The organism is Nocardia sp. NPDC005998, from assembly GCF_040614395.1.
Lineage (GTDB): Bacteria > Actinomycetota > Actinomycetes > Mycobacteriales > Mycobacteriaceae > Nocardia.
Map to the genome: position 1 here is coordinate 358,108 of NZ_JBEXUI010000001.1, position 24,741 is coordinate 382,848.

The 24,741-nt window shown below is 67.2% G+C and carries 22 protein-coding genes; 10 read left to right on the forward strand and 12 right to left on the reverse strand.

The genetic code is table 11. The annotated features are described in order from the left end of the window. Nucleotides 1-55: 55 nt before the first annotated feature. The 3 genes from ABZ293_RS01650 (at nt 56) to ABZ293_RS01660 (ending at nt 3,197) form a co-directional block, all read left to right on the forward strand. The gene (locus ABZ293_RS01650) at nt 56-1,465 is read left to right on the forward strand and encodes a PhoH family protein (RefSeq protein ID WP_355176780.1); all 1,410 of its coding nucleotides are present in this window, start codon (nt 56-58) and stop codon (nt 1,463-1,465) included. 185 nt (nt 1,466-1,650) lie between these two features. Beyond that, complete coding sequence (locus tag ABZ293_RS01655; protein WP_355176781.1) at nt 1,651-2,196, forward strand: esterase; 546 nt, start codon at nt 1,651-1,653, stop codon at nt 2,194-2,196. Nucleotides 2,197-2,339: 143 nt separating this feature from the next. Next, nucleotides 2,340-3,197, forward strand: a complete 858-nt coding sequence (locus ABZ293_RS01660) for an acyl-ACP desaturase (protein ID WP_355176782.1) — start codon at nt 2,340-2,342, stop codon at nt 3,195-3,197. A 69-nt stretch (nt 3,198-3,266) separates the two neighbouring features. Here ABZ293_RS01660 and ABZ293_RS01665 read toward each other — a convergent pair whose 3' ends face one another. Then, nucleotides 3,267-4,673, reverse strand: a complete 1,407-nt coding sequence (locus ABZ293_RS01665) for a class II fumarate hydratase (RefSeq protein ID WP_354961321.1) — start codon at nt 4,671-4,673, stop codon at nt 3,267-3,269. 92 nt (nt 4,674-4,765) lie between these two features. Beyond that, on the reverse strand, nt 4,766-5,629 hold the full coding sequence (locus tag ABZ293_RS01670) for an alpha/beta hydrolase (RefSeq protein ID WP_355176783.1): 864 nt from the start codon (nt 5,627-5,629) through the stop codon (nt 4,766-4,768). A 184-nt stretch (nt 5,630-5,813) separates the two neighbouring features. On the opposite strand from ABZ293_RS01670, the gene ABZ293_RS01675 reads away from it, so the two are divergent. Next, nucleotides 5,814-6,770, forward strand: a complete 957-nt coding sequence (locus ABZ293_RS01675) for an alpha/beta hydrolase (protein ID WP_355176784.1) — start codon at nt 5,814-5,816, stop codon at nt 6,768-6,770. On the opposite strand, the gene ABZ293_RS01680 is transcribed toward ABZ293_RS01675, so the two are convergent. Both ABZ293_RS01680 and glpX read right to left on the reverse strand, forming a co-directional pair. After that, on the reverse strand, nt 6,771-6,911 hold the full coding sequence (locus tag ABZ293_RS01680; protein ID WP_355177120.1) for a nitroreductase/quinone reductase family protein: 141 nt from the start codon (nt 6,909-6,911) through the stop codon (nt 6,771-6,773). It lies immediately after the preceding gene. A gap of 225 nt (nt 6,912-7,136) precedes the next feature. Next, nucleotides 7,137-8,180: a class II fructose-bisphosphatase gene (gene glpX / locus ABZ293_RS01685; RefSeq protein ID WP_354961317.1), complete on the reverse strand. Its 1,044-nt coding sequence runs from the start codon at nt 8,178-8,180 to the stop codon at nt 7,137-7,139. 168 nt (nt 8,181-8,348) lie between these two features. Here glpX and ABZ293_RS01690 point away from each other — a divergent pair, with 168 nt between their 5' ends. Then, nucleotides 8,349-8,915: a DUF4245 domain-containing protein gene (locus ABZ293_RS01690; RefSeq protein WP_355176785.1), complete on the forward strand. Its 567-nt coding sequence runs from the start codon at nt 8,349-8,351 to the stop codon at nt 8,913-8,915. An 8-nt stretch (nt 8,916-8,923) separates the two neighbouring features. Here the strand turns inward: ABZ293_RS01690 and ABZ293_RS01695 are convergent, their stop codons facing one another. The 4 genes from ABZ293_RS01695 to ABZ293_RS01710 form a co-directional block, all read right to left on the reverse strand. After that, complete coding sequence (locus tag ABZ293_RS01695; RefSeq protein ID WP_354961315.1) at nt 8,924-9,268, reverse strand: VOC family protein; 345 nt, start codon at nt 9,266-9,268, stop codon at nt 8,924-8,926. Continuing rightward, the gene (locus ABZ293_RS01700; RefSeq protein ID WP_354961314.1) at nt 9,265-9,507 is read right to left on the reverse strand and encodes an exodeoxyribonuclease VII small subunit; all 243 of its coding nucleotides are present in this window, start codon (nt 9,505-9,507) and stop codon (nt 9,265-9,267) included. Before ABZ293_RS01700 ends, ABZ293_RS01695 begins: the two co-directional genes overlap by 4 nt. Nucleotides 9,508-9,509: 2 nt before the next feature. Continuing rightward, a complete protein-coding gene (xseA, locus tag ABZ293_RS01705; RefSeq protein ID WP_355176786.1) occupies nt 9,510-10,811 on the reverse strand; it encodes an exodeoxyribonuclease VII large subunit in 1,302 nt (433 codons plus the stop codon). Between the two features lie 106 nt (nt 10,812-10,917). After that, on the reverse strand, nt 10,918-11,631 hold the full coding sequence (locus tag ABZ293_RS01710; RefSeq protein ID WP_355176787.1) for a lipid droplet-associated protein: 714 nt from the start codon (nt 11,629-11,631) through the stop codon (nt 10,918-10,920). Nucleotides 11,632-11,773: 142 nt separating this feature from the next. Here ABZ293_RS01710 and ABZ293_RS01715 point away from each other — a divergent pair, with 142 nt between their 5' ends. Then, a complete protein-coding gene (locus tag ABZ293_RS01715) occupies nt 11,774-12,784 on the forward strand; it encodes a 4-hydroxy-3-methylbut-2-enyl diphosphate reductase (RefSeq protein ID WP_355176788.1) in 1,011 nt (336 codons plus the stop codon). A gap of 22 nt (nt 12,785-12,806) precedes the next feature. Here ABZ293_RS01715 and ABZ293_RS01720 read toward each other — a convergent pair whose 3' ends face one another. Both ABZ293_RS01720 and ABZ293_RS01725 read right to left on the reverse strand, forming a co-directional pair. Beyond that, the gene (locus ABZ293_RS01720) at nt 12,807-13,751 is read right to left on the reverse strand and encodes a DUF6542 domain-containing protein (protein ID WP_355176789.1); all 945 of its coding nucleotides are present in this window, start codon (nt 13,749-13,751) and stop codon (nt 12,807-12,809) included. 49 nt (nt 13,752-13,800) lie between these two features. Continuing rightward, entirely contained in the window at nt 13,801-14,967 is a 1,167-nt protein-coding gene (locus tag ABZ293_RS01725) for a DNA recombination protein RmuC (RefSeq protein ID WP_355176790.1), read from the reverse strand. Between the two features lie 232 nt (nt 14,968-15,199). Here ABZ293_RS01725 and ABZ293_RS01730 point away from each other — a divergent pair, with 232 nt between their 5' ends. From ABZ293_RS01730 to ABZ293_RS01745, 4 genes are all read left to right on the forward strand, one after another. Next, the gene (locus ABZ293_RS01730) at nt 15,200-16,381 is read left to right on the forward strand and encodes an exonuclease SbcCD subunit D (protein WP_355176791.1); all 1,182 of its coding nucleotides are present in this window, start codon (nt 15,200-15,202) and stop codon (nt 16,379-16,381) included. Nucleotides 16,382-16,409: 28 nt separating this feature from the next. Beyond that, on the forward strand, nt 16,410-19,499 hold the full coding sequence (locus ABZ293_RS01735; RefSeq protein WP_355176792.1) for an AAA family ATPase: 3,090 nt from the start codon (nt 16,410-16,412) through the stop codon (nt 19,497-19,499). 397 nt (nt 19,500-19,896) lie between these two features. Next, nucleotides 19,897-21,525, forward strand: a complete 1,629-nt coding sequence (locus tag ABZ293_RS01740; protein WP_355177121.1) for an Ada metal-binding domain-containing protein — start codon at nt 19,897-19,899, stop codon at nt 21,523-21,525. A gap of 23 nt (nt 21,526-21,548) precedes the next feature. Continuing rightward, entirely contained in the window at nt 21,549-22,046 is a 498-nt protein-coding gene (locus ABZ293_RS01745) for a methylated-DNA--[protein]-cysteine S-methyltransferase (RefSeq protein WP_355177122.1), read from the forward strand. A 23-nt stretch (nt 22,047-22,069) separates the two neighbouring features. Here the strand turns inward: ABZ293_RS01745 and ABZ293_RS01750 are convergent, their stop codons facing one another. Both ABZ293_RS01750 and ABZ293_RS01755 read right to left on the reverse strand, forming a co-directional pair. Next, nucleotides 22,070-22,240, reverse strand: coding sequence for a YbdD/YjiX family protein (locus ABZ293_RS01750; RefSeq protein ID WP_355177123.1), 171 nt, complete (start codon nt 22,238-22,240; stop codon nt 22,070-22,072). An 89-nt stretch (nt 22,241-22,329) separates the two neighbouring features. Further along, a complete protein-coding gene (locus ABZ293_RS01755) occupies nt 22,330-24,660 on the reverse strand; it encodes a carbon starvation CstA family protein (RefSeq protein ID WP_355176793.1) in 2,331 nt (776 codons plus the stop codon). Nucleotides 24,661-24,741 lie beyond the last annotated feature (81 nt).

The following is a 24,741-nucleotide window of genomic DNA, read 5'->3' on the forward strand; positions in this document are numbered from 1 at the left end:
ACCGGTCCAGCGAGATCGTTCGTGCGGGTGCCGCGCGAACACAAAGGAGCCCACCGTGACTGCTGCACGCTCCGTTCCCGCTCCCTCGGCGCACTCCAGCTCCGCGAAAGGCGAAGCCGCCGCGAAGGGGGCCCGCCCCTCGCATTCCCAGAAAACCGGTGCCAAGTCCTTCGTCATCGACACCTCGGTTCTGCTGTCCGATCCCTGGGCTTTTACCAGGTTCGGCGAACACGACGTCGTATTACCGCTGGTCGTGATCAGCGAACTCGAAGGCAAGCGCCACCATCACGAACTGGGCTGGTTCGCGCGGGAGGCCCTGCGCAACCTCGATGATCTTCGTCTGCAGCACGGCAGGCTGGATCAGCAGGTGCCGATCGGCACCGAGGGCGGAACGCTGCAGGTGGAACTCAATCACACCGATCCCGCGGTACTTCCGGTCGGATTCCGCACCGACACCAATGACTCCCGCATCCTGGCCTGTGCGCTCAATCTGGCGGCCGAGGGCCGCGAGGTAGTGCTCGTGTCCAAGGACATTCCCTTGCGCGTCAAGGCGAGTGCGGTGGGTTTGCACGCCGACGAGTACCACGCCCAGGACGTGGTGACCTCCGGCTGGGCCGGAATGGTGGAGATCGATGTCTCCAAATCCCAGATCGATCAGCTCTACGCCGAAAGCATGATCGATCTGGACGAGGCGCGGGAACTGCCGTGCCACACCGGGATCCGGTTGCTCGGCTCCAGTTCCAGCGCGCTCGGCCGGATCACGCCGGACAAGCGGGTGCAGCTGGTGCGCGAGCGCGAGGCGTTCGGACTGCACGGCCGCTCGGCCGAACAGCGCATCGCCCTGGATCTGCTATTGGACGAGAGCGTCGGCATCGTCTCGCTCGGCGGCCGGGCCGGTACCGGCAAGTCGGCGCTGGCGTTGACCGCGGGATTGGAGGCGGTGCTCGAGCGCCGCACGCAGCGCAAGGTGGTGGTGTTCCGTCCGCTGTATGCGGTCGGTGGGCAGGATCTCGGCTATCTGCCGGGATCGGAGAGCGAGAAGATGGGCCCATGGGCACAGGCCGTCTTCGACACGCTCGACGGGTTGGCCAGTCGCGAGGTGATGGAGGAGGTGCTCAGCCGCGATATGTTGGAAGTCTTGCCGCTCACCCACATTCGCGGTCGCTCGCTGCACGATTCATTCGTGATCGTGGACGAGGCGCAGTCGCTGGAACGCAATGTGCTGCTGACGGTGCTGAGCCGACTCGGCACCGGATCGCGGGTCGTGCTCACCCACGATGTGGCCCAGCGCGACAACCTGCGGGTCGGTCGGCACGACGGTGTCGCCGCGGTGATCGAAAAGCTCAAGGGGCACCCGCTTTTCGCGCACATCACGCTGACCCGTAGCGAACGGTCGCCGATCGCGGCACTGGTGACCGAGATGTTGGAGGAGTACGGCCCGAGCTCCTACGGCCCGAACCAATAGCGGCCCGAACTCAAAGCGGCGCATGGCAAATGCGCAGCGTGTGTTTCACCTCACAATCGTGCGGGTAATATCCGCGCGATAACCTGTTCAGTACCGGCCCGGCGAGTCTCATACGGATTCGCCGGGCCGTTGCCGAACATCGGCCTAGGCTACGCGCGGTGTCATCGGTAGCCACTTTCGAGAGGATGGAAATGCACCACTTCGCTCGACGAACGGCTGGATTCACCGCGGTCATCGCGGCGACGGCACTGCTGCTGGCCGCTGGCTGCAGCAAAGACGACGACAAGGACAAGAGCACCGCCGCGTCCATGACGACCACCTCGGCGGCCGTCGGCCACGGCGAGGAGCACATGTCCGGCGCCGCGGGCGAAACGAAGATCGCGACCCAGGGCGGCGACATCGCGGTCACCGGCATGATCTTCGACAAGTACGTACAGTCCGGCGGCCCGACCGGTCCGCTCGGCGCTCCGCTGAAGGCGCAGGAGGACGGCCCGAACGACGGCAGGTGGCAGGACTTCACCGGCGGCGCGATCGTCTGGGGTAAGGACACCGGCGCGCACATACTCTGGGGCGAAATCCGCAAGGCGTGGGAGGACAACGGCGGCCCCGACGGCACGCTCGGCTACCCGACCAGCGATGAGAAGGATATTCCCGGCGGCAAGCAGAGTGATTTCGTCAGCGGCACCATCACCTGGGTGGACGGCAATACCACCGTCACACCGAAGTCCTGATCCGGCACGGCGTCCGGGCACCGGCATTTCACCACTGGAAATGCGGTGCTCGCCCGAAAGGGCCAGCGCTTGTACGCTCGGACGCCGATACCGATTCCTACTCAGATCCCCGCATCGCCGGGCCCAGCCGCTAGGTTGTGTTAGTGCAAACTCTCTTGACCGATCGCGAACTACTCGCGTCCCTCGCCGATGAGGTGGAGCTGAATCTGCGCCGCCATATCGCCGCCGCCGATGGCTGGCAGCCGCACGACTACGTCCCGTGGGACGACGGCCGCAATTTCGGCTTTCTCGGCGGAATCGATTGGGAGCCGGAGCAATCCACACTGAGCGAGACCGCCAAGCTGGCGCTGACGGTCAGTGTGCTCATCGCCGACAACCTGCCCTCGTACCACCGCGAGATCGGCAAATATCTGCGCATCGGATCGTGGTGGCGCTGGGTCGGCCGGTGGACGGCCGAGGAGAACCGCCACGAGATCATGATCCGCAACTACCTCATGGTCACCCGGTCGGTCGACCCGGTGGAGTTGGAGCGGTTGCGGATGGACCATATGACCAAGGGGTTCCGGCGGCCCCCGCTGCACCTGCTCGATGTGCTCGCTACCTGCGCGTTCGAGGAAGCCGCCGCCGCCATCCGGCATCGCAACACCGCGGCGCTCGGGGAGAACAAGATGGTCACCGCCATGGCCGAGCGCATCGCGCGCGACGATGAGCTGCAGTCGGTGTTCTTCGCCGAATTGATCACGGCCGCGTTCGGCATCGCGCCGGATCAGACGATGCGGGCCATTGCCGACAGTGTGGCGAACTTCCACGTGCCATCGGTGACGCTGGCCGACGGGCGCAGTAGCGACGACGTACTCGCCGAGGCGGGCATCTATGACCCCGCCAAGGAAGGCGAGTTGGTTTTCGCGCCGCTGCTGCAGCGATGGGAGTTCTTCACCCGGGCCGACCTCGGTGAAGTGGGTGAGAAGGCGCGCGCGGAACTCGGGCATCTGCGGTTCTGATCGCTGACCTGGTTCGCGGATCGACCACTTGTGCGGGTATGGCCACAGCGGCCATACCCGCACATTTGCTTACTCCGCGTTGTCGACCTTCGCCATCGACAGCACATCCAGTCGGCGGTCGAGTTCTTCAACCGTCAGCTTCTCGTCCAGCAGACCGCGATCGATCACGGTCTGGCGAATGGTCTTCTTGTCCTTCAAAGCCTCCTTGGCGACCGCGGCGGCTTCTTCGTAACCGATCGCGGAATTCAGTGGCGTCACGATGGACGGTGACGATTCCGCGAGGGTGCGCAGATGATCCTCATTGGCGATCAGGCCACGAATGCACTTATCGGCGAACAGTCGCGAAACATTGGCGAGCAGCCGAATCGACTCCAGCAGATTGCGTGCCATGACCGGGATGTAGACGTTCAACTCGAACGCGCCGCTCGCACCCGAGAACGCGATGGCCGCGTCATTGCCGATCACCTGCGCGGCCACCTGCGTAACCGCTTCCGGCAGTACCGGATTCACCTTGCCGGGCATGATCGAACTGCCCGGCTGCAGATCGGGCAGCCGCAGTTCGCCGAGACCGGTCAGCGGGCCCGATCCCATCCAGCGAATGTCATTGGCGATCTTGGTGAGGCTCACCGCAATGGTGCGCAGCGCACCGGACGCCTCGACCAGACCGTCACGGGCGGCCTGCGCCTCGAAGTGATCGGTCGCCTCCGATAGGGCGTCGATTTCGGTCGACCGCACCAGTTCGGCAACGACTTTCGCGCCGAAGCCCGCGGGCGCGTTCAGACCCGTACCGACCGCGGTGCCGCCGATCGGCAGTTCGCCGAGCCGGGGCAGCGTCGCCATGATGCGCTCGATGCCCGCTGCGACCTGGCGGGTGTAGCCGCCGAACTCCTGGCCGAGGGTCACCGGCACCGCGTCCATCAGATGGGTGCGGCCGGACTTCACCACGGTGCGCCATTCGGTCGACTTGTCCAGCAGGGCCAGCCGCAGGTGATCCAGCGCGGGGATCAGATCCTTGATCGCGGCCTCGGTGGCGGCCAGATGTGTTGCGGTGGGGAAGGTGTCATTGGACGACTGCGACATATTCACGTCGTCGTTCGGGTGCACGGTCACGCCGTTCGCCTTCGCGATCGAGGCGATCACCTCATTGGCGTTCATATTCGAGCTGGTGCCGGAGCCGGTCTGGAAGACATCGATCGGGAACTGGTCATCGTGCAGGCCATCGGCGATCTCGTTCGCGGCGGCGATGATGGCATCCGCCTTCGCCGGATCGAGCAGTCCGAGATCCCTGTTCACCTGTGCGCACGCGGCCTTGAGCAGACCCAGCGCCCGGATCTGGGCCCGCTCCAGGCCGCGCCCGCTGATCGGAAAGTTCTCCACCGCGCGCTGGGTCTGCGCCCGCCACAACGCGTGCAGGGGTACCCGAACTTCGCCCATGGTGTCGTGTTCGATGCGGTACTGCGTCTCCTCGGTCGTCATGATTTCGACCCTATGCCCGAGACGACCCGCGCGGGGTTGCCACACCTGAGGCGATTCGCACACCGCGCGCCGGGCCGCGCGGGGAATACTCGTCAGCCTTCGAGGACCTCGCGGAGTTTGCGGGCGAAGGCCTCGGGCTGGCCGGGGTAGCCGTACTCGCCGCCGAGGAAGCCGCCGTGGTGGCTGGGGAATACCGTTGCCTGCTGGCCGAGCAGCGCGGCGGCGGCCTCGGAGGTGCGTGCGGTGAAGGTGCCCGCGGACTCCTCGCCGACGGCGATGACGATGCGGGTGGGCGCGGCGGCGAGTGCGGCGACATCGGGGTGATAGCCGCTGACCGCCCAAGAACGGTCGGACAGCAGCGGATCGTCACGGGATCCGTCGTCCTCGGTGGGCATGCCGAACTGGGCGGGATCGGCCGCGGGCTGGGCGAAGTAGTTATCGGTGAATTCGCCTTGCCACGACGTCATGGCGATGAAGCTCGCCATGCCCGCACCGGCCCCCTTGGCCTGGTACACATCGCGCACCTGGGCGCGGGCGCGCTCGGCGGCAGCGGCGTCGGGAAGTACCGGGATGAGCGGCGGCTCATGGGCGACCAGCGTGGTCACATCGTCCGGATGGGCCGCGACCAGCGCCAGCGCGGTGACCGCGCCTCCGCTGCTCCCGAACAACTCGACCGGCCCGGCGCCGAGCACCCCGATGATCGCGTGCACATCGTCGGCCTGGACGGTGGGCGAATTATCGACACGCCCGTCCTTGCGGACGCTGCGGCCGAGACCGCGCGGATCGTAGGTGACCACCGTGCGATCGGGAAAGTACGAGGTCACCGTGCGGAAGCCGGTGGCATCCATGGGCTGTCCGATCATGAACAGCGGCGGGCGCCCGCCGGCGGTGGGCAGCGGTCCGTGCACGTCGTAGACGAGATCGGCTTCGGCGGTTTCGAGAGTGTGCTCGGTCATACCGGTGCTGACGAACCATGCGACGCAAACTCATCGCTGCCACAGCGGCGTTATAGCGGGCTTTCACCTTGGTGGGTGATCTGCTCCACCTTGGGGGACCGACCCCAGCACTCGGGGCCCTGATACCGGCGGCGAATCCGGCGGAAAGTTGGACAGGTCACCGCACGCCGAATTGGAGCCTCCGATGTCGAACTCGAGCACCATCGCCCACCCGGCGGAACGTCGTGCCACGGTCTCGACCAGAGACGGTGTGGCACTGGCGGTTCGTGAATACGGCCCGCGAAATGCCGACCTCACCGTCGTCCTGCTGCACGGACATTGCCTGAGCGCCGCGTCATGGACCTACGTCCGCGACGCCCTGCGGCGCCGGTACGTCGGCGCCCGGGTCGTCTGCTACGACCACCGCGGCCACGGCGACTCCGCCGCGGCGTCACCACAGACCTACAGCCTCGAGCAGCTCGGCTACGACCTGCGCGACGTCCTCGACGCTGTCGCCCCCACCGGTCCGGTCGTTCTCGTCGGTCACTCGATGGGTGGCATGACCGCACTGACCTATGCCAGCCAGCACCCGCACGAGATCGGCACGCGCATCGTCGGTGTCGCACTCATCGCGACCGCGGCGAGCGGACTCGCCGACGCCGGGTTCGGCCGCCTGCTGCGCACCCCGGCCGTTTCGGCATTCCAGACCGCCGTCCGATCTGCTCCCGGCGTGATGCAGCACGCGAAGCTCATGGCCTGCAAGGTTTTCGCTCCGATCATCCATTCCGCCGAATTCGGCGATCGCAAGGTCAGCCGCCGGGTGCTGAACCTGGCCAACGCGATGCACAACTCGACGCCGATCGTGACGATGGCGAGCTTCTTGAGCGCCTTCATGACCTACGACCAAACCGACGCGCTCGCGGTGCTCTCGAATATCCCGACCTTGGTGCTGTGCGGCAGCGCCGACCTGATGACGCCGCCGTCGCATTCCGTCGCAATGGCGGCTGCCGTCGTGTACTCGGATTGCGTGCTGGTCGACGGCGCCGGTCATTCGGTGATTCTCGAGCAGCCGACCCAGGTCGCCGAGGCCATTGCCCGCCTGCTGACGCGCGCGGGCGGGCCCGACAATGTCGATGCCGCGCACCTCACCCTCGTCGCGTAGTCAGTGCGGCGTGAGCCGGATCAGCGGGTATTCCCTATCGGATTTGCGCTGGTACTTCGCGTAGCGAGGTTGGGCGGCGATGATGCGCTGCCATTCCTGTGCGCGGTCGGCGCCGTCGAGCTGGTGCGGCGTCACCGGCATCGTGTCGTGGCCGGGCAATTCGATCGATGTCAGGTCTGGATGCGCTATTTCTCGAGAGCCGTATCCGCAGCTCCTGACGGAATCTGTGCCGAAGCGCCAGATGTGTGAAGCCGGGTGCTTCTCGATTCGGGATCGGAAGTCGGCCGGGAGCGAATATGCGCGCGAGATGGGTCGAGCCCGATCCGAATGGCTCGGATCGGGCTCGACCGGTCAGGGATGTATCGCTCAGGGGAGCGGCGGCACCGCGTGCTCGTCGCCGATGAAATCGACGGAGGAGTACTCGCGGAGCTTGGTGAGGCGGTGGTAGGCGTCGATCATGCGGACCGTGCCGGACTTGGAGCGCATGACGATCGACTGGGTCGACGCGCCGCCGCCGTAGTAGCGCACACCGCGTAGTAGGTCGCCGTCGGTGACACCGGTGGCGCAGAAGAAGACGTTATCGCCCGCGACCAGATCCTCGGTGGTGAGTACGCGGCTCAGGTCGTGGCCCGCGTCGATCGCCTTCTGCCGCTCTTCATCGTCCTTCGGGGCGAGCATGCCCTGCAGGTCGCCGCCCATACAGCGCATGGCAGCGGCGGCGATGATGCCCTCGGGAGTGCCGCCGATGCCGACCAGGATGTCGGTGCCGGAATCCGGTCGGGCGCAGGCGATGGCGCCAGCGACGTCACCGTCGGAGATCAGCCGGATGCGGGCGCCTGCATCGCGCACCTGCTGGATCAGCTCGGCATGCCGGGGCCGGTCCAGGATGCAGACGGTGAGATCGGATTTCGAGACGTTTTTGGCCTTGGCGACCCGGGCGATGTTCTCGGCGATCGGCACGGAGATATCGATCACACCCGCGGCATCGGGGCCGACCGCGATCTTGTGCATGTAGAACACCGCGGACGGATCGAACATCGCACCGCGCTCGGCGACCGCGAGCACCGCGATGGCGCCCGGCGAACCCTTCGACATCAGCGTGGTGCCGTCGATCGGGTCGACCGCGAAGTCGACCTCGGGACCGGTGCCGTCGCCGACCAGTTCACCGTTGTAGAGCATGGGCGCTTCGTCCTTCTCGCCCTCACCGATGACCACGATGCCACGCATGGAAACCGAGCTGACCAGCTGCCGCATGGCGTCGACGGCCGCACCGTCGCCGCCCTCCTTATCGCCGCGGCCGACCCAGCGGCCCGCGGCCATCGCACCGGCCTCGGTGACCCGGACCAGTTCGAGCGCGAGGTTGCGGTCCGGCGCCTCGCGGCGGCTGGGTGCGGGCGAAGATGCCGTCATTACGGTGTGCCTCCTACGGTCGTTGCTACTGCTGATTGTCTCAGAAGCGCGACCGTTCGCGATCAGGTACTGCCCGTAGCGATTGCTTGCAGGTCGCTCGAAATGGTCAGCTCCAGATCACGGAGCACCTCTCGTTCGGGTGCCAGGTCGAGCGTGGATACTGGGAGCGTGTCGTACCAAAAGCCGCGCATCCTCAACGACTACCGGGATCTGTTCTGGTCGCTGATCCCGTTGGTGCTGATCGCCGTGGTCTTCGCCGGGCTCGCCAGTCAGTGCAGCTTCGCCGCGAAGGGGCCGACCCAGGGTCAGATACCGCACTTCGATGTGAACGCGGCGCTGTCGGTGGACGCGAAGTCGATGCCGTTCCCGATCCGCAATCCGAGCCTGCCCGAGGGCTGGACGCCCAACTCCGGTAGCCGCGACACCATCACCACCAGTGGCGGTGGTCCGGTCAGCACAGTCGGCTATATCACACCGCAGGGCACCTACATGCGGATGAGCCAGAGCAGCGCGACTGAAGAAGCGCTGTCCCGCTTCGTCCTCGGTTCCCGCTACGGCACCGGCACCGAACAGGTCGGTGACCAGAAGTGGGTGGTGTACGCCGAACAAGGCTCCGAGACGGCTTGGATCGGTGATTTCGGCCGGTCCAGGGTGCTCATCACCGGCGCGGGCAATCACGCCGCCTTCACCACTCTGGCCGCCGCCGTCACCGCCGCCCAGCCGCTACAGAAGTAGCGCGCCACTCAGCGGTGGCTGACCACGTTGACAATCGTCCCGCTGGGATCGCGCACGAAGAACCGGCGCACACCCCACTGCTCATCGCGGAGCGGATAGACGATTTCCGCGCCCGCCGTGACCATGGCCGCGTGTACGGCGTCCACATCTTCGACCTCGACGCTCATATCCGGTTGCGGCTGTTCGGCTTCGGAGCCGACGAGCAGCACCTGGGCGGTCGGGTTGGCCGGGGACGCCATCGTCACCACCCAGCCGAGATCCATCACCTCTTCGAAGCCGAGCCGCTGGTAGAACTCGCGGCTGGCCGCCATATCGGCGGTGCGGATATCGGGGGTGGCGCGGCGGATGGTCATTCGTCGGCTTCGAGATCGGTGCGGGACAGCGCATTCTCGACGCGCTGGCGCGCACCCGCGAGATGTTCCTCACAGCGGGTCGCCAGTGCTTCGCCGCGCTCCCACAGTGCCAGCGAGTCGTCCAGGTCGAGGCCGCCCTGTTCGAGCATTTTCACGACGTTGACCAGTTCGTCGCGGGCGCGTTCGTAGCCGAAGGTGGAGATCTCGGCCAGCTCGTCGTCCTTGCCGGAGTCGGCCAAGGTCAGTTCCTCCCTGTGTCGGTGTTGTTCGGTGCGAGCGCGGGGTTGCCCAGTGCTCGAGTGCCGAGCGCGGCGGCGGAGATCGCGCCGTCGGCGACCCGGATGCGCAGCTGACTGCCCGCAGGCGCGTCCTCGATGGACCGGACCACATGCCGTTCCTTACCGGTGACGTGCTGCACGACAGCGTAGCCACGGGCCAGCGTGGCGGCCGGTCCCACCGCGGTGAGTTTTTCGCGCAGATGGCGGGTTGCGGTGGTTTCGGTGCGGATCAGCTGCTCGGCGGTGCGGCGGGCGGCCGAGCGCAGGCGCTCGATCTCGTCGTAGCGGCGGTCCACTTCGCGCAGCGGGTCGGCGAGCACCGGCCGGGAACGCAGCTGCGCCAATGCCCTGGTCTCGCGGTCGACCCAGCCGCGCAGCGCGGCGGCGGCGCGGGCGCGCATATCGCGGACCCCGGCCAGTTCGGCGGCCGCGTCGGGCACGATGCGCTTGGCGGCATCGGTGGGGGTGGCGGCACGCAGATCGGCGACGAGATCGCAGAGCGGGTTATCGGGTTCGTGACCGATCGCGCTGACGATCGGGGTGGTCGCCGCGACGATCGCGCGGCACAGCGCCTCATCGGAGAACGGCAGCAGATCCTCGACACTGCCGCCGCCGCGGGCGAGCACGATGACCTCGACCGCCGGATCGCGATCGAGTTCGGCCAGCGCCTCCAGCATCTGCGGCACCGCGGTCGGGCCCTGTACGGCGGTATTGCGAATTTCGAAACGTACTGCGGGCCAGCGGTTTCGGGCCACGCTCAGGACATCGCGCTCGGCGGCGCTCGCCCGACCGGTGATCAGGCCGATTGTCTTGGGCAGGAACGGGATCGGCCGCTTCAGCCGGGGATCGAATAGTCCCTCCGCGGCGAGCAGTGCCTTCAACCGTTCGATGCGGGCCAGCAGTTCACCGATGCCGACCGGGCGAATCTCCATGGCGCGCAACGAAATCGTGCCGCGACCGGTGAAGAACGCGAGTTTGCCGTAGACCACCACCCGGCTGCCTTCCTGCAGCGGTACTGCGGATCGGCGGATGAGGTCCGGATGACAGGTCACCGATAGCGACATATCGGCGGAGGTATCGCGCAATACCAGGAAAGCGGTGCTGGTGCCCGGCCGCAGATTGATCTGGGTGATCTGGCCCTCCACCCAGATGCTGCCGAGCCGATCGATCCATTGCGCGACCTTGATCGATACCGAGCGCACCGGCATCGGGTGCTCGGCGGAATTGGCAGGGGATGCGGTCAATGGGGAGCCGTCCTGTGTCATGCGGTCGGGTAAACACGCAGCGGTTGGCCGGAGGATTCCCGGCCAACCGTCGACTCTGCGGCGGCGGGTTCGCCCCCACCCGGCGAATCGCTGCGCGATGTCGAACTCACTGGGCCCGCACGGTGGCGATCCGATTCGTCAGCATGGTCACGAACGGCGCCCTGGCGCGGGTGCGCTGCTCGTAGTCGAGCAGGGCGGTCAGGTCCTCAACGGTCAGCATGCGCAGCCGGGCGCGCAACTGGGCCAGGGTCATATTGGCGTAGTCGTACCGGGTGGCCACCTCGGGCTCGACTACCTCGGGCTCGACTACCTCTGCCTCGGCTGCCTCGACTACCTCTGCCTCGGCTGCCTCGGCTGCCTCGGCTGCCTCGGCTGCCTCGGCTGCCTCGGCGGTCGCTGGGGCCGCGACCTCGGTCTCCGGCTCGGCGATGGCCTGGATCGGGGCGACGTGACCATTGCTCTCACTGGCGCGGGCGGCGGCCTCGGCGGTCAGGGTGTCGTGCGGGGCGAATTCGGCTTCGGGGGCGTACAGGTCGAAGCGGCTTTCGCGCGCGGTGGCGGTGAACTCGGGCTCCGCGTCTTCGTCGAAGGTGGCCCACTCGGGCTGCTCGACGGAGGAGTTGGTGAGACGGTCGAAGACGCCGTCGCCCTTGAGGGCGAGGCTGGTCACGAACTGCTGGACGTGCATGGTGGTCTGCAGCATCTGGCTGATCGCGGTGATCGGGAAATTCATTGCGGCAGTGGGTAACCGACGCGTTTCTTCGATGGCGTATACGGCGGCTCCGGCAGCGACCCGGGCCAGGAACGGTGGTCGAAACATGCTCCTAGCCTGCCCGATACGGGATGTTATGCAAAGCACTGGTGTCACAGACACACAATCTATCCGGAGTGTGTCGAGAATGACCTGAACGAGGCGGTGACCGGCCGTCCGGCATGCACTGGCCGCACGTAAGCTGAGGGACATGTCTTCGGCCATCCCATTGAACGTCGGAATCGCCCGCTCGGCCGGTTCCGGATCCGCCGATGCCGCCGGTGGCAAGCGTGTGCTGCTAGCCGAGCCGCGCGGGTACTGCGCCGGTGTGGATCGCGCGGTGGAGACGGTGGAGAAGGCGCTGGAGAAGCACGGTGCGCCGATCTACGTGCGCAAGGAGATCGTGCACAACCGCCACGTGGTGGAGACGCTGCGCGAGCGCGGCGTGATCTTCGTCGATGAAACCGATGAGGTGCCCGAGGGCGCGCTGGTCGTCTTCTCCGCGCATGGTGTCTCACCCGCGGTGCACGAGTCGGCAGCCGCGCGCAATCTGCGCACCATCGACGCAACCTGCCCGCTGGTGACCAAGGTGCATCAGGAGGCCAAGCGCTTCGCCCGCGACGACTACGACATTCTGCTGATCGGCCACGAGGGGCACGAGGAGGTCGAGGGCACCGCGGGGGAGGCGCCCGACCATGTGCAACTCGTCGACGGTCCCGATTCGGTCGACCGGGTCACCGTGCGCGACGAGTCCAAGGTGATCTGGCTCTCACAGACCACGCTCAGCGTGGACGAGACCATGGAGACGGTGCAGCGGCTGCGCGAGCGGTTTCCGGCGCTGCAGGATCCGCCGAGCGATGACATCTGCTACGCCACCTCGAACCGTCAGGTCGCGGTGAAGGCGATGGCACCGGAATGCGATCTGGTGATCGTGGTCGGCTCGCGCAACTCGTCCAATTCGGTGCGGCTGGTCGAGGTCGCACTCGGTGCGGGCGCCAAGGCGGCCCACCTGGTCGACTTCGCCCGCGAGGTGGATCTGGCGTGGCTGGACGGAGTGCGCACGATCGGCATCACCTCCGGCGCGTCGGTGCCCGACATCCTGGTGCGCGGTGTGCTGGATCTGCTGGCCGAGCACGGATTCGGGGATGTGCAGCCGGTCACAACGGCCAACGAGACTCTTGTTTTCGCGCTGCCAAGGGAATTGCGCACCTCGCGTCGCTGAGCTGAGCCAGCGCCGGATCCGGCTAGAGGTTTTCCGGCCGCCGTCGCTCGGTCCGGCTCGAATCGCGGTCGCGGTAGCGGACATTGGGCTGCGGATGCGGCGGCGGTGCCTCGCCGCGTCGTCGTGCCGTGCCGGCCCGGTTCGAATCTCCCTCTGCCCGAGTGGATGCCGCTGCCGGTCGGGCGGCTCGGTTCGAATCGCCTTCGCCCCGGGCCGCTGCCGGTCGGGCGGCGCGGGTGGTATCCGGTCGGCGCTCGCGGGCCGGGCGTTCCTCACCCCGGCCGCTCTTCGCGGTGCCGCCGACGCGCGGCGGCGTATCCGCCACTTCCGAATTCGCGCGCCGATTCGGCCGCGGCAGATGCAGATCGGTATCGAGATCGGCCGGATCGACCTGCGGGCGGCGGGTCCGGCGGCGCGCGGCATCGGCCAGTGAGCCGCCCTCGGTGCGTTCGGACCGCGCACGCTTCGGCGCATTGCTGCGGCCCCAACTGGTACCCCTGCGGGGCTCGTCGGCGCGCTCGGTGGCCTCGCCGCGCCGGTGTAGCAGGATCCGGCCCGCACCGATCGCCAGCACCAGCACAGTGGCCAGCGCCATTACCGGGAACCGGTTCACCAATGGGATCGCCAGATTCAGCAGGATGTCCTTGAGCCCGGTGGAGGCGTGGCCGGTCAGCTGCTGATAGGCCAGCGGCACCGCGATGAACAGCAGTAGCGGCGGCAGCACCATCGTCGTGAAGACGCCGCGGTAGCGGACGGCAAGCACCGCCGCGACGCAGCCCAGGACGTACAACGTGTTGAACGTCGCGGTCAGCTCGTTACTCTCGCCGCGGGCATCGATCAGGAACCCTAGAAACGTGCACGCCACCGCGATCCCGACCGCTGCCCCGGCCGGGATTCCCGGCACCGAGGGCAGGATCGAACGATGCGGCGCGGGCACCCGGGTTCGCACACGTTGGGAAGCAGCCACACTATGAACACTAACTGCCGCCGCGTCGGGGGGTGTTACGGCACGGCGGTCACCCCGGCTGATCGTCGGCGTCGGCGAAGCCGACCGCCCTCGGCCACGACTCGACGCGCTGGATTGCTGGCACTTCCTGTTCGGCTATTTCCAGGTCGTGGAGTTTGCGCGCGGTGACCATTACCCGCGATTCCACCGACGCGACGGTGTAGTTGAAAGCGTCTACGGCCTTGCCGAGTTGCGCACCGAGCCGGTCCAGATGTCGACCGGTCATACCGAGCCGATTGTAGAGTTCGCGGCCCAATTGCTGAACGGTTGCCATATCGCGGGACAGTGCCTCCTGTCGCCAGCCGAAGGCAACCGTGCGCAGCAATGCGATCAGAGTCGTCGGAGTAGCGAGGATCACATTGCGGCCGAAGGCGTGCTCGAGTAATGCGGAGTCGGTGGTCAATGCGGCGTCGAGGAATGGATCGCCCGGCACGAACAGCACCACGAACTCCGGTGCTGGATCGAAGGCCAGCCAGTATGCCTTATCGGCCAGCTGATCGATATGGGCACGCAGATGTTTGGCATGGCGGCCGAGCAGTTCGGCGCGCTCGTCCGGATCATCGGCCATGGTGGCGTCGAGATAGGCAGTGAACGGCACCTTGGCGTCCACCACGATCTGCCTGCCGCCCGCCAGCCTGACCACAAGGTCCGGCCGCACCATGCCGGTGCGCTCGGTGCCGCCGTCGCTGCGCGCGGCCCTGGTGACCTGGGTGTCGAAATCGCAGTGCCTGGTCATCCCCGCCAGTTCCACCACGCGCTCCAACTGGATCTCGCCCCAGCGCCCGCGCACCTGCGGCGCGCGCAGCGCGGCGACCAGCTGACCGGTCTGACTGGTGAGCTGATGTGAGGTGCGCTGCATGCCGGCGACCTGTTCGCGCAGACTCGAATAGGCGTTGATGCGATGGTGCTCGACCTGCTGGATGTGCTGGTTCAGCGCGCCGACGGCCTCGCGCAGCGGATCGATCATGGCGCCGATGGCGTGCGAATGTCGGCGTGCCGCATCCTCATTCGCCACGGTGAGCGACTGTCGCAGCAACCGTTCGTTATCGGTGGCCGCGGCGAGTCTGGCCTCCGCGGCGGTTGCCCGCTGCCCGGCGCGCGCGGTATGTCCGAGCCAGCCCAGCCCTACCCCCGCGGCGAACACCAGCATCAGTGCGACGAGCATCGGTGCGGTCATAGCGCAGATAGTGCCGCATGGCACCGACAAGTTCGAAACCCGCTAGCTATCTGGCAGCATCGAATCGGCGAATGGCCGCGAGCCGCGATTTCGTACTGTTTGGTCGGTCATTGGGGTTGATACAGCAAACTCAAATGAAACGCCGCGAACACGCCGCATGGAAGTGCCGGAATACGACACGGCGGGTGCGGCAATTGAAGTCTGTCGGTGCCATCGCCTACGGTTTCGCGGCATGCGGATGCTGCACACCTCGGACTGGCACATCGGGCGCACATTCCATGGGGTCGATCTGCTCGCGGATCAGGCCGCCGCGCTTGCCGCCATTGCCGAATTGGTGGCCGCGGAATCCGTTGACGTGGTCGTGCTGCCGGGGGACGTATACGACCGGTCCATTCCCAGTGCCGACGCGATCGCGGTGTGTATCCAGGGTTTCGAGGCCATTCGCGCGGCCGGGGCACAGATCATCGCGACTTCCGGCAATCACGATTCACCGACGCGGCTCGGTGCGGGGGCGAGTTTCGCGGCGGCGGGTGGGCTGCATCTGCGCACCACGGTCGCCGATGCCGATCGGCCGGTGTTGCTATCCGATGCGCACGGTGCGATCGCCTTTTACGGCATTCCGTATCTGGAGCCGGAGATCACTCGCGCCGAACTCGGTGTGCCACAAGCACGTTCGCATGCGCAGATCCTGGATGCGGCGATGCGCCGGATCCGGGCCGATATCGCCGAACGGCCGGACACTCGCACGGTAGTGCTCGCGCATGCTTTCGTGGTCGGTGGCGAGGCGACCGGTTCCGAGCGTTCGATCTCGGTCGGCGGCGTGGAGACGGTGCCGCTGTCGGCGTTCGACGGCATCGACTATGTGGCGCTCGGGCATCTGCATTCGCCGCAGACGCTGTCGGGGTCGGTGCGCTATTCCGGTTCCCCGCTGCCGTATTCGTTCGCCGAGACCGCACATCGCAAGGCGGTATGGCTGGTCGATCTGGATGCCACCGGCCTGGGCTCGGTGCAGCGCCGCGATCTTCCGCTCGTGCGCGGCCTGAGTCGCCTCACCGGCACCCTCGACGAATTGCTCACTGCCGCCGCCTATTCCGAGGCGGAGCAACACTACGTCTCGGCGACGCTGACCGACTATGCCCGCCCAGTCGATGCCATGCGCAAACTGCGGGAGCGGTTCCCGCATGCGGTGCACGTGGAATGGTCACGCCCGGAAGGTAATCCGGAATTGCGCTACCGTGAGCGCGTGCACGGCCGCCGCGATACCGAAGTAGCGCAGAGCTTCCTCACCGATGTCCGCGGCGAACCCTCCGCAGGCGAAATGGCTTGGCTGGAGCGAGCGCTCGCCGCGGCTGTCGCCGAACCGGAACGGGTCGTTGCCGCAGTGGAAACCCTGGCCGGGGAACTGTCCGCATGAGCGGCCGTCAGTCGAGGCTGGGCGCTGCATGAGGCTGCACCGGCTGGAGATGACCGCGTTCGGGCCATTTGCCGACACCACGGTTGTCGACTTCGACGCGCTCGGCGCGGATGGGCTGTTTCTGCTGCACGGTCAGACGGGGGCGGGCAAGACGACGGTGCTCGATGCGATCGCGTTCGCGCTGTACGGCAGTGTGCCCGGCGCGCGCGGCGAGAGTAAGCGGCTGCACTCCGATCATGCCGATGAGCAGACGCCGCCGCGCGTGGTGCTGGAAGCGACACTGGGTGGCCGACGCGTGCGGCTGACCCGCTCGCCGGAATTCCAGCGGCCGAGTAGGCGGGCAAAGAGCGGCTGGGTGAAGGAGAATGCCGCCGCGACATTGGAATGGTTGGACGGGCGCGGCGCGAATCTGGCTCGTCTGTCCGATATCGGGGACGAGATCATCCGGCTGCTCGGCATGAGCGCGGACCAGTTCTTCCAAGTCGTGCTGCTGCCGCAGGGGGATTTCGCGCGGTTCCTGCGCGCGGAGAACGAGGATCGGGAGAAGCTGCTCGAAAAGCTCTTCGACACCGAGCGATTCGGCAGTGCCGAGCAGTGGCTGGCCGATAAGCGGCGGGCCTCGGCCGCCGATGTCGAATCGCGCAAGCAGGGCATCGATCGGTTGATCGCACAGGTCGCGGTGGCCGCGGGGGAGACGGCGGCGGAATCGGTCGGACCGCTGGAGGCGGTCGGCTGGTCCCAGGACCTGCTCGCGACCGCACGTGCCGCCCTCGCCGCGACGGCCGCGGAAGCCGAACGCTGCCAACAGGAATCGGCGCGCACCAGATCCCTTGCCGAGGAACAGCGCCGCCTGCACGAGCTGCGCCGCCGGATGACCATCGCCCGCGAACGGCTCGACGAATATGCGGTCGCGGCCGACCACCGCGCCGACCTGCAGGCCGAACTCGAACTTGCGCGTCGCGCCGCACCGGTCGCCGAGGCGATCGATGCGGCGCGCGCCGCGGTCATGCAGGCCAGGCGCAAGGCGGACGAAGCGCAACGCATTGCGGCACGATTGGCCGCACTGCTCGCCGAACCCGCTGGTGCCGATATCGCGGGCATCGAGCTGATCGCGGTCGAGCCGGGTCCGGACGGTGCGCCGACCGTCGCCGTGGCCGCCGATGTCGATGCGGCCATTCGACGGTGGAGCGCACAGATCGGCGCGCTCGACGAGGTGCGCGCCGACGCAACGACCGCGACCCGGCTCACCTCGGAACTGGCAACGCTGCGCGATGAGGACGTCGCACTGACCGGTCGAGTGGACAAACTGAACCGGCTGCGTCAGCAACTGCCCCAATCGATCGCCACCATCGAGGCCAGGCTGCGTGAAACCACCGAGGCCGCAGCCGCACTGCCCACGCTGACCGCCGAATGCGAACGGCTGCAAACGGCAGCGGCGGCGGCCGTCGAACTTGCCAGTCGCAATACAACTCTCGACCACGCCCGCATCGAGTTCGAATCCACCCGCGCCGCACACCTCGACGCCAAGGAACGGGTGCTCGAACTGCGCGAGCGCAGGCTGGCCGGTATGGCCGCCGAACTCGCCGGTCAATTGACCGACGGACTGCCCTGCACGGTCTGCGGATCCGCCGATCACCCCGCACCGGCCCGCCCGACGCAGAGCTCGGTATCGAAGGAGACCGAGGACGCGGCCGCCGCCACCGAACGCGCGGCCGAGGACGCCCGCGACCGGGTGCTGGCGCGCATTACCGGTCTGGAACGTGAAATCGAGGCGCTCATCGCCCGCGGCGGCGATGCCGACCGCGTCGAACTGGCCGCCGCCCTGCGCGCCGCCACCGACCGCTACCAGGACGCCGCCGAACTCGCTGCCCTTTCGGACAGTCTCACCGCCGAACTGACTCGCCTGCGCACCGACGAAACCCGCCTGCACGACGAACTGCGCGAATCCGATACCCGCCGCAGCACTGTCACGACTCGCATCGCCACGGCGACCGCCCGTCTCAGCGAACTCACCGACCGCCTGCGCGCTGCCGCGGGCGCCGATGAAACCATCGACCGCCGCCGCGGCCGACTCGATACGCTGATCGGCGATGCGACAGCCTTGCGCGACGCCCGCAATGATGCCTCGGCCGCCGCGGAACAAGTCACCGTCATTGCCGACCGCGTCGAAAGTCTCGCGCTGGGAGCGGGTTTCATCGTCGAGCAGGTCAATGGCGAAGTAGACGCACCAGCGCGGGACGATGTCGCCCGGTTGACCGCCTATGCCCGAGTGGTCACCGCCGCATCGCGAACCCCGCAGCGGCAGCACGATATCGAGGCGGAACTGGTTGCCGCCGACCGCGCCCGCGCACATGCCGAGGCCGTCCTCGCCGAACCGGAGATCCAGGCCGCGGCCTCGACCGAACCCGGCGATCTCGACGAGCTGGCAGCCGCGGTGACTGCCGCACAGGCCCAGCTGAATACCGCCGTCGCCGCCGATGCCGAGGCAACTCGCCGGGTGAATCTCCTGGCGGACTTGGGCGGACAGCTGTGGGCCGCGGTGGACCGTATCGCCCCGGTTCAGCGCGCCCACGAGGAACTGGCCGGGCTCGCGGAGGTGGTGGCGGGGCGCGGCGAGAACAACCGCCGAATGTCACTGCGCTCCTATGTGCTCGCCGCCCGGCTGGAGGAGGTGGCGCTGGCGGGCTCGGTTCGGCTGCGCCGAATGTCGGGCGGGCGCTACGAATTCGTACACTCCGACAAGGCGGGTCCACGCGGTCGACGCGGCGGCCTCGGCCTCGATATCCGCGACGACTACACCGGCGCCATCCGCCCCGCCAAAACCCTCTCCGGTGGCGAAACCTTCATGGCCGCACTGTCATTGGCCCTCGGCCTCGCCGACACCGTCGCGGCCGAATCGGGCGGCGTGGTCCTCGACACCATCTTCATCGACGAGGGCTTCGGTGGTCTGGACGCCGATACCCTCGACGCGGTCATGGGCGTCCTCGACGAACTCCGCGCGGGCGGGCGGGTGGTCGGCCTGGTCAGCCATGTCGATGAAATGCGCCAGCGCATCCCGAGCCGCCTGCACGTCATCCGTGGCCGGGCAGGCTCGCAACTGCGCACCACCGTCGCCTGAGCCGACCGCGTCGCTACCCGGCGGCGCCGAAGACCGCTCGGTCGCTCGCCGGGAGACCGCCTTGCGCGATACACATTGGTTCGGTCGCCTTGTCTCGATGCTCTCCCGAGCCTGCCGAGCCTGCCGAGCCTGCCGAGCCTGCCGAGCCTGCCGAGCCTGCCGAGCCTGCCGAGCCTGCCGAGCCTGCCGAGCCTGCCGAGCTTCCCGGGACCGGTCCGGTGTTGCCGTCCATACGCTGTTCCAGTTCCGATTCCGTCGAGACAGTCGGACCTCTTCCGGGAGTATCTGGCGGCTACGCGGCCGGTCGACCGGATCAGCTCCTGTAACAGATCGCCCGCGCATACCATGGGGGTTTATGGCAGATTTCCGCTAGCGCTCGGTGCGGGTTACTGACATTGTGGATTGGGTGACGATCACGGCTTTGGATTTCGAGCGCTGCTATCGGGCGGTGTCGACCCGGGATTCCCGATTCGACGGCCAGTTCTTCACCGCCGTGCGGACTACCGGAATCTATTGCCGCCCTTCATGTCCGGCAATCACGCCGAAGCCGACGAATGTGACGTTCCTACCGACGGCCGCGGCCGCGCAGCAGGCCGGATACCGGGCCTGCCGCCGCTGTCTGCCCGATGCCGCACCCGGATCGCCGCTGTGGAACACCCGCGCCGATCTGGCCGCGCGGGCTATGCGGCTCATCGGCGACGGCGTCATCGAGCGCGGCGGCGTGCCCGCGTTGGCCGCCACCCTCGGCTATTCACAACGCCAGTTGACCAGGGTGCTCACCACCGAACTCGGCGCCGGTCCGCTGGCGCTGGCCAGGGCGCATCGCGCGCACACCGCGCGGCTGCTCATCCAGACCACGAATATGCCGATGTCCGATATCGCCTTCGCGGCGGGATTCGCCAGCATTCGCCAGTTCAACGACACCGTCCGCGAGGTATTCGCGGTCAGCCCCACCACCATGCGCACCGAGGCACAGCGGTTGACCCGCTCGGGAAATCCCACCGTGGCCGCCACCAACGGTTCGCTGGCGCTGCGCCTGCCATTTCGGGAACCGCTGGATCGGAGCTGGCTGGAGTGGTTTCTCTCCGCACACGTGTCACCGGGCATGGAGCTGTGGGAGGACCGTGCCTACACCCGCAGTCTGCGTACCCCGCACGGGCATGCGATAGCGCGACTGAGTTTCCAGCGCGATCATGTCCGCGCCGAACTGTCCCTGCACGATATGCGCGATCTCGCGCCGACCGTCGCGCGACTGCGGCACCTGCTGGATCTGGACGCCGACCCGGTCGGCATCGATGAGGCGCTCGGTGTGGTGCCAGCCGATACCGATGTCGTCGTGACATCGGCGCGGGATCTCCCGGATGCCGGTGCGGCACCCGCCGACCATCCCTTCAATGTCGGCGCGACCACCGCCCGCCGCGCCACCGCTCGTCCGCAGTTCACTCCGGGTATCCGGGTGCCCGGCTGCCTCGATGGCCCGGAGTTGTTATTGCGCACCATGATCGGACAGCAGATCTCGGTAGCCGCGGCCGCGACCCATACCGCCCGGCTGGTCGAGGCGCTCGGCGAGCCGATCGACGGACCGGTATCACGGCTGTTCCCCACCCCGGCCGCGATCGCCGAACGCGGGGCCGACGTGCTGACCGGTCCGGCGCGCCGGATCCGCTCGATTATCGGCGTCGCCTCGACCCTCGCCTCGGGTGACCTGGTGCTGCACCAGGGCCGCACCGCCACCGATTTGCGTCGCGAACTGCTGGCCCTGGACGGCGTCGGACCGTGGACCGCCGACTACGTGACCATGCGGCTGCTGGCCGATCCGGATGTCCTGCTCGACACCGATCTCGTTGTCCGCCAAGGCGCCACCCTGCTCGGTGTCGACCTGTCCGATACCGCGCGCTGGGCGCCGTGGCGCTCGTATCTGTCCATGCAGCTGTGGAAGGCCGCGCTCGCCGGTCGCAAAACCAGTCCGCCGAAGTCATCCGCGACGAAGTCGGTCGCCACAGCGAAAGCGAAGACCGAATTGTGAATGCGCCAACCGATTTCGCGACCATGGATACGCCGATCGGCCCGTTCACCGCATTGGTCGACGCCGAGGGCGCCGTACTGGCCTCCGGCTGGACCGCCGATGCCGAGAATCTGCGGCAGCTGATCCATCCGAGCCTGCGTCCGGACCAGCTGCGCCGACGCGACGAACTCGGCGCGGTAACTCGGGCGATCGCGGCATACCACCGCGGCGAGCTGACCGCGATCGATGCGATCGCGGTGCGCCAGCGATCCGGCGAATTCCTCATGCACGCATGGGAAGTGCTGCGCAAGATCCCCGCGGGCGATCCGGTCACCTACACCGAATACGCCGCGATCTCCGGCCGTCCCGATGCCACCCGTGCCGCCGCGAATGCCTGCGCCCGCAATGCCGCGGCGCTGTTCGTGCCGTGCCATCGGGTCCTGCGCATCGGCGGCGCGCTCGGCGGTTTCCGCTGGGGGCTGCCGGTTAAACGCTGGCTATTGGATCACGAAGGTGGCAAGACTCAGTTGACCATCGAATAGTCCCGCGCCGGCACGGGTTCGGGTCAGCAGCAGCGATTCTGCGGATTGTTATCGGCATCGGCATGGCGTCGACGCCAGTACTCGCGTTCGGACGGGATCTCACATCCGGGATGGTTGCGCTGCAGATGGTTCACATAGCGCTGGTAATCCTGTCCGCCGAGGACCGCGTTGAACCACGATCCGACCGCGCGAATCCGTATCGCACCGGCACTTCCGGCGCTCCGCAGACGCCGAATGACGGCCGGTCGAGGCGACCGGCCGTCACTGGGCTGCGCTGCTGCGGTCAATGTGCCGCCGGTTCGGCCGGTTCCGCCGGTTCCGCCGTGGCGCTCTTGGCGTGTGCGGCGCCCGGCGCGCGGACCTGCCCCGATTCGATCAGGGCAGCCCATTCCTTCTGCACCGCCTTCTCTTCCGCAGTGGCGATGAAGCCGCGCGGTGCGAAGATCTTCGACGGTTCGTCCGGTGATTCGGTGCTCGGTCCGCCGCCCGCGCGCCAGGCGCGCAGGCACACCACGGCACCGACCACCGCGACGATCAACACCAGCACCGCGAAGATGACCGACAAGCTGCCCTGGATGAACGTGTTGCGCACGATCTTGTCCATATCGTCGGCATTCTTGGCTGGCGCCAACAGCTTTCCGGCGTCGCGGGCGGCACTGTAGTTACTGTGCTGCTTCCAGTATCCGAGCTTCGGATCGGCGGAGAAGATCTTCTGCCAGGATGCGGTCATCGTCACCGTCAGATCCCAGATCAGCGGCAGCGCCGGAATCCACGCCCACTTCACCAGGCCCTTCTTGATCAGAATGGTCAGCACAACGGTGAGCGCGATGGCGGCGAGCAGCTGGTTGGAGATGCCGAACAGCGGGTACAGCGTGTAGATGCCGCCCAGCGGATCGGTCACACCCATCAGCAGCACCGAACCCCAGGCTGCGACCACAATGGCCGAGCACAGCCAGGCGCCGGGCCGCCACGACGGATCCTTGAACTTCTTCGCCGGACCGCCGAGGTTGCCGAGCGAATCCGAGAGCATGAAGCGCGCGACCCGGGTACCCGCATCGATGGTGGTGAGGATGAACAGCGCCTCGAACATGATCGCGAAGTGGTACCAGAAGGCCTTCAACCCGGAGCCACCGAGGAATTGCGACATCACCTGGGACATGCCGATCGCCAGCGTCGGCGCGCCACCGGTGCGCGAGATGATGCTGGTCTCGCCGACATCCTTGGCGGTCTGGGTGAGTTCACCCGCCGTTATCGGATCACCGCTCAGACCAAGGGAATTGGTGTAGGCGGCGGCCTTCTCGGCGGTGCCGCCGGTGAGCCCGGCGCCCGCGTTCATGGCGAAGTACAGGTGCTGGTCGATAATGCTCGCGGTAATGATCGCCATGATCGCGACGAACGACTCCATCAGCATGCCGCCGTAGCCGATCATCCGCGCATGCGACTGCTTCTCCAGCAGTTTGGGTGTGGTGCCGGAGGAGACGAGGGAGTGGAATCCCGACAGCGCGCCGCACGCGATGGTGATGAACAGGAACGGGAACAGACTGCCCGCGAAGGACGGACCGTTGCTGTTGTGCGCGAACTGCGATACCGCCGGCGCCTTCAGCACCGGCATGGTGAATACGATGCCGAGGGCGAGCAGCCCGATGGTGCCGATCTTCATGAAGGTCGACAGGTAGTCGCGCGGTGCCAGCAGCATCCAGACCGGCAGCACCGAGGCGATGAAACCGTAGATGATCAGCAGCCAGGCGATGGTGGTGCCGGACAGGGTGAACAGATCACGGCCCCAACCGGATTCGGACACCCAGCGTCCGGAGATGATCACGAACAGCAGCAGCGCGAAGCCGACCAGCGAAACCTCGCCGACCCGACCCGGCCGCAGGAACCGCAGATACAGGCCCATGAACAGCGCGATCGGAATGGTCATGCCGATGGAGAACACACCCCAGGGGCTGCCGCCGTGCAGCGCACCGTCGGGCCCCTTCACCGCGGCCAGCGCCTGCACGACAACGATGCCGAGCACCGCGAGCAGGATCATCATGATCACCAGTACGGCAATGATCGCGGCGACGCCGCCGATCGGGCCGAGTTCATCGCGGGCCATCTGTCCGAGGCTGCGACCGCGACGTTTGGACGAGGCCCAGAGCACGAGATAGTCCTGCACCGCACCGGCCAGGACCACGCCGACGATGATCCAGATCGTGCCTGGCAGATAACCCATCTGGGCGGCCAGAACCGGTCCGACCAACGGACCGGCACCGGCGATGGCGGCGAAGTGATGCCCGAAGAGCACCCGCCGGTCCATCGGCATGTAGTCGGTGCCGTTCTCCATGGCCTCGGCGGGAGTGGCCACATCGTCGCGCGGTTTGACGATCTTGTATTCGATCAGCCTGGCGTAGAACTGGTAGGCGGTCACATACGTGCAGACCGCCGCGACCACGATCCATACCGCGTTGACGTTCTCACCGCGCGAGATGGCGAGGACGGCCCAGGCGATCGCGCCGACGACCGCGATGGCCCCGAAGATCGCCTTCTTCCTTGGTGTGATCGGCGATCGATCGACCACCCCGACGGGCGGCAGATCGGGATCCGTCCGCAAATATTCGATTGTCGCCATCCGTCTTCTCTCCTGTAAAACGCGCAGGATGCTGCTCGAACTCGTGACAACGTATCCGATTGGTGACGCCGAACGCGGCCG